At 64.1% G+C, this 12,234-nt stretch carries 12 protein-coding genes; 11 read left to right on the plus strand and 1 reads right to left on the minus strand.

The features are described from left to right. Positions 1-20 precede the first annotated feature (20 nt). Both AC5FRZ_RS03435 and AC5FRZ_RS03440 read left to right on the plus strand, forming a co-directional pair. On the plus strand, positions 21-1,256 hold the full coding sequence (locus tag AC5FRZ_RS03435; RefSeq protein ID WP_372479659.1) for a DUF7096 domain-containing protein: 1,236 nt from the start codon (positions 21-23) through the stop codon (positions 1,254-1,256). A gap of 31 nt (positions 1,257-1,287) precedes the next feature. Continuing rightward, positions 1,288-1,749, plus strand: coding sequence for a type IV pilin domain-containing protein (locus AC5FRZ_RS03440; RefSeq protein ID WP_493563863.1), 462 nt, complete (start codon positions 1,288-1,290; stop codon positions 1,747-1,749). A 93-nt stretch (positions 1,750-1,842) separates the two neighbouring features. Here AC5FRZ_RS03440 and AC5FRZ_RS03445 read toward each other — a convergent pair whose 3' ends face one another. Then, positions 1,843-2,463, minus strand: coding sequence for a methyltransferase domain-containing protein (locus AC5FRZ_RS03445; protein WP_493563864.1), 621 nt, complete (start codon positions 2,461-2,463; stop codon positions 1,843-1,845). Positions 2,464-2,640: 177 nt separating this feature from the next. On the opposite strand from AC5FRZ_RS03445, the gene ahaH reads away from it, so the two are divergent. From ahaH to AC5FRZ_RS03490, 9 genes are all read left to right on the plus strand, one after another. Further along, positions 2,641-2,973 (plus strand): ATP synthase archaeal subunit H, encoded by a 333-nt coding sequence (gene ahaH / locus AC5FRZ_RS03450; protein ID WP_170093430.1) that lies wholly within the window; start codon positions 2,641-2,643, stop codon positions 2,971-2,973. Beyond that, positions 2,960-5,206: a V-type ATP synthase subunit I gene (locus AC5FRZ_RS03455; protein ID WP_170093431.1), complete on the plus strand. Its 2,247-nt coding sequence runs from the start codon at positions 2,960-2,962 to the stop codon at positions 5,204-5,206. The genes ahaH and AC5FRZ_RS03455 overlap by 14 nt, the downstream gene beginning before the upstream one ends. A gap of 483 nt (positions 5,207-5,689) precedes the next feature. Continuing rightward, positions 5,690-5,947: a hypothetical protein gene (locus tag AC5FRZ_RS03460; RefSeq protein ID WP_015762244.1), complete on the plus strand. Its 258-nt coding sequence runs from the start codon at positions 5,690-5,692 to the stop codon at positions 5,945-5,947. Between the two features lie 24 nt (positions 5,948-5,971). After that, the gene (locus AC5FRZ_RS03465) at positions 5,972-6,556 is read left to right on the plus strand and encodes a V-type ATP synthase subunit E (protein ID WP_153552409.1); all 585 of its coding nucleotides are present in this window, start codon (positions 5,972-5,974) and stop codon (positions 6,554-6,556) included. Then, positions 6,553-7,629 carry a V-type ATP synthase subunit C gene (locus AC5FRZ_RS03470; protein WP_170093432.1) on the plus strand — a complete coding sequence of 359 codons (1,077 nt, stop codon included), beginning with the start codon at positions 6,553-6,555 and terminating at the stop codon, positions 7,627-7,629. The genes AC5FRZ_RS03465 and AC5FRZ_RS03470 overlap by 4 nt, the downstream gene beginning before the upstream one ends. Further along, positions 7,626-7,949, plus strand: coding sequence for a V-type ATP synthase subunit F (locus tag AC5FRZ_RS03475; RefSeq protein WP_153552411.1), 324 nt, complete (start codon positions 7,626-7,628; stop codon positions 7,947-7,949). Before AC5FRZ_RS03470 ends, AC5FRZ_RS03475 begins: the two co-directional genes overlap by 4 nt. 1 nt (position 7,950) lies before the next feature. After that, positions 7,951-9,711 carry an ATP synthase subunit A gene (locus AC5FRZ_RS03480; protein WP_170093433.1) on the plus strand — a complete coding sequence of 587 codons (1,761 nt, stop codon included), beginning with the start codon at positions 7,951-7,953 and terminating at the stop codon, positions 9,709-9,711. A gap of 2 nt (positions 9,712-9,713) precedes the next feature. Then, a complete protein-coding gene (locus AC5FRZ_RS03485) occupies positions 9,714-11,129 on the plus strand; it encodes a V-type ATP synthase subunit B (RefSeq protein ID WP_153552413.1) in 1,416 nt (471 codons plus the stop codon). 309 nt (positions 11,130-11,438) lie between these two features. Then, entirely contained in the window at positions 11,439-12,191 is a 753-nt protein-coding gene (locus tag AC5FRZ_RS03490) for a bacteriorhodopsin (RefSeq protein ID WP_153552414.1), read from the plus strand. Positions 12,192-12,234: the final 43 nt, after the last annotated feature.

Here is a 12,234-nt window from a genome sequence, read left to right on the forward strand (position 1 = left end):
CGGGGGAGAAGGGCGTAACAATGCGTCCCGCCACCGTCTCGATCCTCGCCCTCCTCTTCGTCGTGCTGTCGCTGCCCGCCGTGGCTGCGGGTCCCGTCCCTGCTGGACAGGGGACAGCGGCGCAGTTCGACGATCCGTCGCCGGTGATCGTCCCGATCCAAGAGTTCGCGAACTACCTGACGATTCCGCCTGGCAACGTGACGATCTCCGATCACGGAGCCGTCAACGTCAACATCGGGACGGCAGTCGCGACCGACGCCGCGTCCCTTCGCGGACAGCATCGGACGACCGCCTTCGAAAACGAGTTCTACGACACCTCCTCGACCAGCGAGCGGTCCGAGATCATCCGCTCGGAAGTGAGCTGGGCAGAGACCAGGTCCGACGAGTTGCGCGTCCGACGTGCCGGTGCCATCGAGGCGTACGCGTCCGGGACGATCTCTACCACGAAGTTCGTTCGGACGATGGCCCTGATCGACACCGAGGCGAGGCAGATCTCGGCGACGATCGGTCGGGTCAAAGACGTCGCCAGACGGTCGAGCTATTCGCTCCCGCGACAACTCGACACGCGTATCGAGAACCTCAGAGGCGAAGTCGAGGTGCTCCGCGGGCCGGTCGCCCAGCGTGCCAGCGAGGCCGTCACCGGTGACCGGAGGATCGAATCGATCTACGTCGAGAGCTCGGACTCGGGGTACACGCTCGCGATGGTCGACGGCGACTCGTACTACCGCGAGACGTATCTCGCCGACGAGCGCCGGCCCGACGCCACCGATCAGTTCCGGGAGAGCGATCTCTATCTGGTCAACGCGGCCAACCGTCGCGGCATCGAGCTGTACCCCTGGGTGACCAACGACACCTCGCCGTCCGGCCAGGCACTCGGTGAGACCGGCATCTACCGGTTCCGTGCCGAGTACACCAGCGGCGACCTCACGGCGTATCTCGACGGTGGGACCACCAACGTCTTCCGCGAACGCCAGCGCCAGTCGCTGGCGGCGATTCCAGTCACCGACACGGTGACCGAACAGGACGACTCGCTCCGGCTCCAGATCAACCGGACGTACGAAACCGGGCCGATGCACGTCCGGCTGGTCGACAGTGTGACCGGCGAGCCGGTGTCGGGTACCGTTCGGATCGACGGCGAGTACGTCGGGACGACCGGTGAGGACGGGACGCTCTGGACCGTCGAACCACGGCCCGGCGTTCCGCTGACGGTCAGCACCGACGACGGCACCGTCCTCGACGCCCGGCTGCCACCCTGACGTTCAAACCGGAACGGGCCACACCGGCCGTATGGACCGGGCCACCTCGCCGGTCGTCGGTGTCGCGCTACTGCTCGCGCTGACGGTACTGGCCGCGACCGCGGTCGGCACCGCTGCCGTCGCTCTCGATGCCCCGACACCGGCACCGACGGCGTCGTTCTCGTTGACGGCCGACGCCGCAACCGACACGCTGGTCCTGACACACCGGGGCGGCGACACCGTCTCCGTCGAGCGACTCCGACTGGTCGTCACCGTCGGCGGGGACGAACTCGACGCCCAGCCGCCGGTGCCGTTCTTCGCCGCCGAGGGGTTTCGAGGCGGCCCCACCGGCCCGTTCAACAGCGCCGACGACGGTACCTGGAGAGCTGGCGAACGCGGATCGTTTCGAATCGCGTCGACGAACGCACCGCTACCGGAAGCTGGGGATACTGTCGTGGTCCGGCTCCTCACCGGTGACACGACCGTCGGGATCGTCCGCACGACGGCGAGTTGACGGCCTGTGCAAGCGTCGTCACACCGACGCGGCGAGTCCTCACGACGGTCCCCGACCGTCTCGTACGGCTTTTCTCGATCGTTACCGGCTGTCTCACTCGGGGACGCGTGCGATCGTGGTGATGGCCTTCGGACTCCCCGGCCTGTTCTGCTGGATGAAGTGCTCGAAGTCTGTGAAACCGGCGTCTTCGAACATCCGGTCGGCCTCGTCCTCGTCGTAGAACAGCATGATCGCGTCCGCGAGCTTCTGGAAGACGCTCTGGCTCGGGTAGTCGGGGCCGACGATCAGCACCTGTCCACCGGGCTTGGTGATGCGTCGACACTCTTCGAGCGCGTCGACGGGGTTGGGCCAGTACTCGATCGATCCCGACGACCAGACCACGTCGAAGGTGTCGTCTTGGAAGGGGAGCCGTTCCGCGTCGCCGCGGTGGAACGCGACCGGACCACGCTTGCCGAACTTCGCGTACGCCTTCTCCAGTTGGTGGGCGCTCTGGTCGAGTCCGTAGACGTGTTCGGTCGCTTTGAGTAGTCCCTCCGTGGCGAAGCCGGTGCCACACCCCACGTCGAGGACGTGATCGTCCGGTTCGATGTCGAGCTTCGCGATCGCCTCGTCGCGCATCTCCTCGTTCCAGATGAATGGGTTGACACGGTCGTACACCTTCGAGAGGTACTTGTAGAACGTCCGCGCACGCGACTTGTTTTCGAGGACTCCCATTGCTCAGGGTTTGGGCTTGGCAAGCATAATTGCCCCGGATCGTCGTCGCGGTGACAGTCCATTGGGCCGGTGACGTTCGACACCCGTCGTTTTTTCACGGCGCGTCGCTCCCCACAGAACCGGGCCAACTTCGCAACTACCAAATAGCCGCTACAGCAACGTCAGGGTGATTAGAGAATGCCACGGCCAGAAGTTCTCGACCGTATCAAAGCGGCCGAACAGGACGCCGACGACATTGTCGACGAGGCCGAACAGGACCGTGAGCAACGACTCGAAGACGCTCGCGAGGAAGCCGAGCAGATCCGCGAGACGGCCCGGGAGGAGGCCCAATCGGAAGCCCAGGAGCGTCTCGAGGAGGCTCGTGCCGAAATCGAGGCCGACCGCAAGGAACTGCTCGAAGAGGGCGAGCAGGCCCGAGACGATCTCGAATCGCGCGCCCAAGAGCGCACCGAGGACGTGATCGAACACGTCACAGAACTGTTCGAGGAGGCGGTACATGCTCAGACCTGAGCGAATGAGCCGCGTCTCGGTGACCGGCTCGAAACGCGTCATGGACGACGTCATCGAGACCGTCCACGACCTGGGACTGTTGCACGTCACCGAGTACGACGGTTCGTGGGACTACTTCGAACCCGGTGACCCGGCCGAGGGGGCCGAAAACGCCTCGGAGAAGCTCGTCACGGTTCGATCGCTCAAGTCGATCCTCGACGTCGACGAGGCCGACGCCGGCCCGACGCGGCTGGTGACAGACGAGGCACTCGACGAGGAACTCGAAGAGATCCGTCAGACGGTCAACGAACTCGACGACCGACGCGACGAACTCACTGACGAACTCCGAACGATCGAAGACGAGATCCAGACGATCGACCCGTTCGTCACGCTGGGGATCGATCTGGACCTCCTCCAGGGGTACGAGAACCTGTCCGTGGTCGTCGGCGAAGGCGACATCGAGACCGTCCGGGACGCACTCGCACACAGCGACGTCGACCTCTACCAGTTCTTCCAGGAAGACGACGTCATCGCGGTGGCCGCACGCACGGACGAGGACACACTGCAGGATGCCCTCGTCAGCGCGACGTTCACCGAGCTGACCGTCCCCGACAGCGAGGCGGACCCCGAGTCCTACCGCGAGGAACTCCAGCACCGCAAACAGCAACTCGAATCGAAGCTCACGACCGTCGAGGACGAACTCGAAGACCTGCGCCTCGACGTCGCCGGCTTCCTGCTCGCGGCCGAGGAGAAGCTAGCGATCGACGTCCAAAAGAGCGAGGCACCGCTGACGTTCGCGACGACGGAACACGCCTTCGTCGCCGAGGGGTGGATCCCCTCGGATCGGTACGCGGACCTCGCGGAAGCACTGACCGACGCCGTCGGCGAGGCGATCGAGGTAGACGAACTCGAACGCGCAGACTACAGCGACGAGGGTCATCCGGAGTCCACCGAGACGGTCGAGACCGACGACTCCGGCGGCTCGGGCGGTGCGTCGACCGGCGAGACCGTCGAAGCGTCGGCCAGCGACGAGACCGAGAGTCAGGAGGTCGCCGCCGACGGTGGGCTCGTGACGATGGGCGACAGCCGCCCGCCGGTCATCCAGGACAATCCCGGCGTCGTCAAGCCCTTCGAGGCGCTGGTCGAGATCATCAACCGACCTCAGTACGACGAACTCGATCCGACGGTCGTCTTCTTCCTCACGTTCCCGGCGTTCTTCGGGTTCATGATCGGTGACCTCGGCTACGGGGTCCTCTACATGGGACTTGGCTACTGGCTGTTGAAGTCCTTCGACAACGACGTGGTCAAGAGCCTGGGCGGTGTCGGCCTGCTGTCTGGCCTGTTTACCGCCATCTTCGGCGTGTTGTACGGTGAACTGTTCGGTCTCCACCAGCTCGGAGATATCCTCTGGAACGGTCATCCGCCGATCCACAAGGGGCTCCAGCCACACTACCTGGCGTACGGACAGGCCTGGCTCCTCGTCAGCGTCATCGCTGGCGTGCTCCACCTCGTCGTGGGCCGGATCTTCGACTTCTACAACAACCTCGATCACGGCCTCGGTGAGGCGATCATGGAGAGTGGCTCGTGGATCCTCTTCACCGTCGGCCTCTGGCTGTGGGTGTTCACCCGGACCGCCATGGGACCGAAGCCCGCGTTCATGTTCGAGGTGTTCGGGAGCGGTGACGGCGCGGCGCTGCCGATCGGCTTCACCGGTTTCCCCGTTCTGGAGCTGTTCCGGTTCACGGTCCCCGGTGTCGGCTTCACGATGGTCGTCGGCGTCGCGCTGGCGATGACGATCGTCGGACTCGTCATGGTCATCGCCGCCGAAGGCGGGATCGGTCTCATCGAGTCGATCACCCAGGGCTTCGGGCACGTCGTCTCTTACACCCGGATCGCTGCGGTGCTGCTGGCCAAGGCCGGGATGGCACTGGCCGTCAACCTGCTCGTGTTCGGCGCGACCCTGCACGGTGGTGAGTTCCACCTGATCTGGTTCATGTCCGAGGAGCCGGTCGCCGACGACGTCGTCTTCCAGGGACTGCTGAACCTCGACGGGTCGATGGCGATCGTCGGCCTCCTGTTCGGGATCGTCCTCCTGGTACTCGGGCACCTGCTGGTGCTCGTGCTCGGGATCACCTCTGCCGGCCTCCAGGCCGTCCGTCTCGAATACGTCGAGTTCTTCGGCAAGTTCTTCGAGGGCGGCGGCAAGGCCTACGAGCCGTTCGGGTACGATCGCGAGTTCACGACCGAGGACTGACATCCTCCCGGCCGTTTTTCGGGACGTAATCGATTTTCGAGGTCTGAACCGAACGATGTCCCGTGTCGAGCGAACGCGATAGCGACCGGTACGGTGTCGTCGTCTGACACGCTATGCCGGCGACAGTCGGGGTGCGCGCCGTCGGACCCCGGCGGCGTTCCGAGAATGTCTGTTGGCCAACGAGTCTCCCACGGCGATTACAAAACAGGCAAATATCCGCACGTTCTGTAGATGATCGTTTGTTTAAGATCCGATCTGCGGTTCGAACAGTCACTTCTCGCCACAGCGCCGCGTCGCGGGTCGTCCGTCCCAACTAATTTCACCCGGTCCGTGGCCGAGTACTTGCTAGGCGTTCACGTCCCAAGGACCCAGCCGAGACGGCCCAAACCAGCCGAGCAGGGCCGTGACCATCTGTTTTGGGAAGCTTTATGACTCCGGTATGGTCATATGCGCTTGTCCGGAACCAACTACAGGATTCCAACAATGTCATCCGCACTACTCCAAGCGTTTGTCGGTAGTACCGCTGCTGCACCTGCAATCCCACCGCTGGCCGCCGCCGCGCTGGCCGTCGGACTCGCCGCAATCGGTGCAGGCTACGCGGAACGTGGAATCGGTGCCGCCGCAGTCGGTGCGATCGCGGAGGACGACTCCATGTTCGGTCGTGGCCTGATTCTGACAGTGCTCCCGGAGACCATCGTCATTCTGGCACTGGTCGTCGTGTTCCTCACGCTGGGACAGTAGACTCCACCCCTTTCAAACCCATTTATGAGTCTTGAAACAGTCGCAGAGGACATCCGAGACGAGGCCCGCGCGCGTGCAGAGGAGATTCGTAGCGACGCCGACGAGCGCGCCGAAGAGATCATCGAGGCGGCCGAGGCCGACGCCGACGAGATCCGCGACGAGCGACAGGCCGAGGTCGAACGCGAAATCGAGCAGGAGCGAGAGCAGAAACTCTCCAGTGCGAAACTGGAGGCAAAGCAGGAGCGACTCGAGGCTCGCCGCGACGTACTCCAATCGGTCCGCGACAGCGTCGAAGCGGAGATCGCCTCCCTCGAGGGCGATCGCCGAGAAGAGCTGACGCGGACGCTGCTGGACGCTGCCACGGCGGAGTTCGACGACGACGCCAGTGTGCAAGTGTACGGGCGAGCCGACGACGCCGACCTGCTGGAGTCGATCCTCGCCGACTACGACGGCTACGAGCTGGCCGGCGAGTACGACTGCCTGGGCGGGGTCGTCGTCGAGAGCGAGAGCTCGCGTATCAGCGTGAACAACACGTTCGACTCCGTTCTCGACGACGTCTGGGAGAACAATCTGCGAGACATCAGTTCACGGCTCTTCGAGGAGCAATGACCGTACGCTTCGAAGAACAGAACTGGGAAAGCGCAAACTACGAGTACGTCATCACGCGTGTCCGCTCTCGTCGAGCGAAGCTGTTCGACGACGACGACTACCGGAAGCTCGTCCGCATGGGCCCATCCGAGATCTCCCGGTTCATGGAGGAGACGGAGTACGAGACCGAGATGAACGCCCTGGGAGCGCGATACAGCGGCGTCGACCTCGTCGAGTACGCGCTGAACCGGAACCTCGCCAAGCACTTCGAGGATCTGCTGCGCTGGTCGGACGGACGACTGTACGACTACGTCGCCCGCTACCTCCGGAAATTCGACGTGTGGAACGTCAAGACGATCGTCCGGGGGCTGTACTCCGAAGCCGACGCCAGCGAGGTCGAGGACGATTTGATTCGTGCCGGCGAACTGTCCGAACAGCTGCTCGACCAGCTGGTCGCCGCCGGTTCGATCGAGGAGGTCGTCGAACTCCTCGACGGCACGATCTTCGGCGACGACCTCGCCGAGGCGTACCAGGACTACGAGGACAGCGGCGTGCTCGTCCCGCTCGAGAACGCGCTCGACCGGGCGTTCTACGACGTGTTGCTCTCTGGGCTGCCCACGCAGCCGGAAGTCGACTCGCCGACTGGCCTGTACGTCTCCTTTCTCACGGCCGAGATCGACTTCCGGAACCTCCGGAACGCCCTTCGACTCGCTCGCAGCGGGGCGGAGATCGATCCGGCCGAGTACCACATCGAGGGCGGTCGCCTGTTCGACGCCGACGAGATCGGTGCACTCGCCACGAGCACCGACCAGCTCGTCCAGCGAGTTCGTGAGAGCACGTACGGCGACGACCTCGACGCGGCACTCGACACGCTCGAAGCGGCCGACAGCCTCATCGAGTTCGAGCACGCCCTCGACGCGGCACTGCTCGAGTACTCCGACCAGCTGTCGAACCGCTACCCGCTGTCGGTCTGTCCGGTCCTGTCCTATATCCTCGCCAAGGAGCGCGAGGTCGACAACATCCGAGCGATCGCTCGGGGCCGCGAGGCCGGACTCGACAGCGACGAGATCGAACAGGAGCTGGTGATACTATGAGTCAGGAGATCGGTGTCATCGGCAGTCCCGACTTCACGACGGGGTTCCGGCTGGCCGGCGTACGGAAGTTCGCCGACGTGCCGGACGCGGACAAAGACGAGGAACTCGACGCTGCCGTCGAGGAGATGCTCGACGACGAGGAGATCGGGATCATCGTGATGCACGACGACGACCTTGCACACCTCTCGCGCGGGGTGCGCAAGGACGCCGAGACGAGCGTCGAACCAGTGATGGTGACACTCGGCGGCGGCACCGGCAGTGGTGGCCTGCGCGACCAGATCAAACGCGCGATCGGAATCGACCTGATGGAGGAAGACTAATATGAGTCAAGCGACAGAATCCGACGTCCGTGAAGACGGCGTCATCGACAGCGTCTCGGGGCCAGTCGTCACGGCGACCGGCCTCGACGCCCGGATGAACGACGTGGTGTACGTCGGTTCGGAAGGGCTGATGGGCGAAGTGATCGAGATCGAAGGCGACATCACCACGATCCAGGTGTACGAGGAGACCTCCGACGTCTCTCCGGGCGAACCGGTCGAAGGGACCGGTTCCCCGCTGTCCGTCGACCTGGGTCCGGGGATGCTGGACGCGATCTACGACGGCGTCCAGCGCCCGCTGGACGTTCTCGAAGAGAAGATGGGGTCGCCCTACCTCGACCGCGGCGTCGACGCTCCCGGTATCGACTTAGAGAAGACCTGGGAGTTCGAGCCCGAAGTCGAGGCTGGAGACGAAGTTTCCAGCGGCGACATCGTCGGGACCGTCCCCGAGACGCCCAGTATCGACCACAAAGTGATGGTGCCGCCCGACTCCGACGGCGGCGAAGTCGTCGCCGCCGAGTCGGGTAACTTCACCGTCGAGGAGCCGGTCGTCGAACTCGACACCGGCGAAGAGATCCAGATGCGCCAGGAGTGGCCGGTGCGCCAGCAGCGCCCCTCCGAGGAGAAGCAGACGCCGACCACGCCACTGATCTCCGGCCAGCGAGTGCTCGACGGTCTGTTCCCCATCGCGAAGGGTGGGACGGCCGCGATTCCCGGCCCGTTCGGCTCGGGAAAGACGGTCACCCAGCACCAGCTCGCCAAGTGGGCCGACGCGGACATCGTCGTCTACGTCGGCTGTGGCGAGCGTGGCAACGAGATGACCGAAGTGATCGAGGACTTCCCCGAACTGGAGGACCCGACCACCGGCAACGCGCTGATGGACCGGACCTGCCTCATCGCGAACACCTCGAACATGCCGGTCGCAGCCCGCGAATCCTGTGTCTACACGGGAATCACGATCGCGGAGTACTTCCGTGACATGGGCTACGACGTGGCACTGATGGCCGACTCCACCTCTCGGTGGGCCGAGGCCATGCGGGAGATTTCCTCCCGACTCGAAGAGATGCCCGGCGAAGAGGGGTACCCGGCGTACCTCGCCGCGCGCCTCTCGGAGTTCTACGAGCGGGCCGGCTACTTCGAGAACATCAACGGCTCCGAAGGGTCGGTCTCCGTCATCGGGGCGGTCTCGCCGCCGGGCGGGGACTTCTCCGAGCCGGTCACCCAGAACACGCTGCGTATCGTCAAGACGTTCTGGGCGCTGGACGCAGACCTGGCGGAACGTCGCCACTTCCCGTCGATCAACTGGAACGAGTCGTACTCCCTGTATCGCGACCAGCTCGACCCGTGGTTCGTCGAGAACGTCCGCGACGACTGGCCGGAGAAGCGCCAGTGGGGTATCGACACCCTCGACGAGGAAGCGGAACTCCAGGAGATCGTCCAGCTCGTCGGGAAGGACGCGCTGCCGGAAGACCAGCAGCTCACGCTGGAAGTCGCACGCTACCTGCGTGAGGCGTGGCTCCAGCAGAACGCGTTCCACCCGACGGACACCTACTGTGAGCCCGAGAAGACCTACCGTATCCTCGACGCCATCAAGACCTACAACGACGAGGCGTTCGACGCGCTCGACGCCGGGGTCCCGGTCGAGGAGCTGACGGATCTCGATGCCGTCCCGCGGCTCAATCGGATCGGTGTCCAGGAGGACTACAACGAGTACATCGACGAACTCGAAGCGGACATCGAGAGCGAAATTCAGGAGCTGTACTAACGATGAAGAAAGAATACGAGACAATCACGGAGATCAGCGGCCCGCTGGTGTTCGCGGAAGTCGACGAGCCAGTCGGTTACGACGAAATCGTCGAGATCGACACCGGCGACGGCGACGTTCGCCGCGGCCAGGTGCTGGAATCGACGAGCGACTACGTCGCGATCCAGGTCTTCGAGGGAACGACGGGGATCGACCGCAATTCCTCCGTGCGCTTCCTCGGCGAGACGATGAAGATGAAGCTCACCGAGGACCTGCTGGGGCGTGTCCTCAGTGGTTCCGGTGACCCGATCGACGGTGGCCCCGAGATCGAACCGGACGAGCGACGTGACATCGTCGGCAAGGCGATCAACCCCTACTCTCGGGAGTACCCCGAGGAGTTCATCCAGACTGGCGTCTCCGGTATCGACGGGATGAACACGCTCGTTCGCGGTCAGAAACTGCCGATCTTCTCGGCGTCGGGGCTGCCCCACAACGACCTGGCACTCCAGATCGCCCGTCAGGCGAGCGTCCCGGAAGAAGAGGAAGGCGACGACGACGAGGGCTCGGAGTTCGCAGTGATCTTCGGCGCGATGGGGATCACCCAGGAAGAGGCAAACGAGTTCATGGACGACTTCGAGCGCACCGGCGCACTCGAACGCTCCGTCGTCTTCATGAACCTCGCAGACGACCCCGCCGTCGAGCGGACGCTCACCCCGCGGCTCGCACTGACGACCGCGGAGTACCTCGCCTTCGACAAGGGGTATCACGTGCTCGTGATCCTCACGGACATGACCAACTACTGTGAGGCACTGCGCGAGATCGGTGCCGCACGAGAAGAGGTCCCGGGTCGCCGTGGCTACCCCGGATACATGTACACCGACCTGGCACAGCTCTACGAGCGCGCCGGTCGGATCGAGGGTCGCGAGGGCTCTGTTACCCAGATTCCGATCCTCACGATGCCGGGCGACGACGACACGCACCCGATCCCGGACCTGACCGGCTACATTACCGAGGGTCAGATCTACATCGATCGGGACCTCAACAGCCAGGGGATCGAACCGCCGATCAACGTCCTGCCGAGCCTCTCGCGGCTGATGGACGACGGGATCGGCGAGGGACTGACCCGCGCCGACCACGCCGACGTGAAAGACCAGATCTTCGCCGCCTACGCGGAAGGTGAGGACCTGCGCGACCTCGTCAACATCGTCGGCCGCGAGGCGCTTTCGGACCTGGACAACAAGTACCTCGACTTCGCCGACCGGTTCGAGACGGAGTTCGTCGACCAGGGAATCGACACCGATCGTTCCATCGACGAGACGCTCGAACTCGGCTGGGACCTCCTCTCGATGCTCCCCAAGGACGCACTCAACCGTATCGACGAGGACCTGATCGAGGAACACTACCGCGAAGACGAGACCCAGGAAGTCACCGCGGACTGACGCCTCGTTCCCGTCCATTTTTCGCCAGTCGTGATCGGATCGCCAGCGGCCGCACTTTCTCGACGCGACCGCCTCGATGCGAGCCGATCGGGTGTCGAGCAGTCGTCTTCGGCCGGGCCGACGAGTCCCATCGCCGTCTGGTGGTTTTTCTTTCGGCAGGTTTTGCCGAACTGACGAAGCCGCTCTATCTCGTGTCTGTGTCTGGCTCGCGTCTCCTCGTCGGGGTTCGGCACGTGTACCAATCCCTGTTGGCATGGGCTGTTTAAGTGCCGGGCCGTTATTACAACATGAACCATGTTACAGTCTGGCATGAGTACGTACGTACCGGGCGGCGAAAGCATATTCCTGTGGGTCGGGACGGCAGGAATGTTCCTGGGGATGTTGTACTTCATCGCCAGGGGCTGGAGCGTCTCCGACCAGCGTCGCCAGAAGTTCTACATCGCGACGATCATGATCGCCGCGATCGCCTTCGTGAACTACCTCTCGATGGCACTTGGCTTCGGTGTCACGACCATCGAACTCGGAGGCGAGGAACGGGCGATCTACTGGGCGAGATACACCGACTGGCTGTTCACGACGCCGTTGCTGCTGTACGACCTCGCCTTGCTCGCGGGGGCCGACCGGAACACGATCTACTCGCTGGTCGGTCTGGACGTGCTGATGATCGGCACCGGTGCGCTCGCGACGCTGTCGGCGGGCTCGGGCGTCCTCTCGGCGGGTGCCGAACGCCTCGTCTGGTGGGGTATCAGCACCGGCTTCCTGCTGGTCTTGCTGTACTTCCTGTTCAGCAACCTCACCGACCGGGCGAGCGAACTCTCGGGTGACTTGCAGTCGAAGTTCTCGACGCTGCGTAACCTGGTGTTGGTCCTGTGGCTCGTGTACCCCGTCCTGTGGTTGGTCGGGACCGAGGGCCTCGGACTCGTCGGTCTCCCGATCGAGACGGCCGCGTTCATGGTGCTCGACCTGACCGCCAAGATCGGCTTCGGGATCATCCTGCTCCAGAGTCACGCGGTCCTCGACGAGGGACAGACCGCGTCGGAAGGCGCAGCCGTAGCCGACTGATCGCGGCTCCCCTCTCACCACTCCAGTCGAAACACTCAGGACG

The organism is Halomicrobium sp. HArcht1-1 (assembly GCF_058933285.1).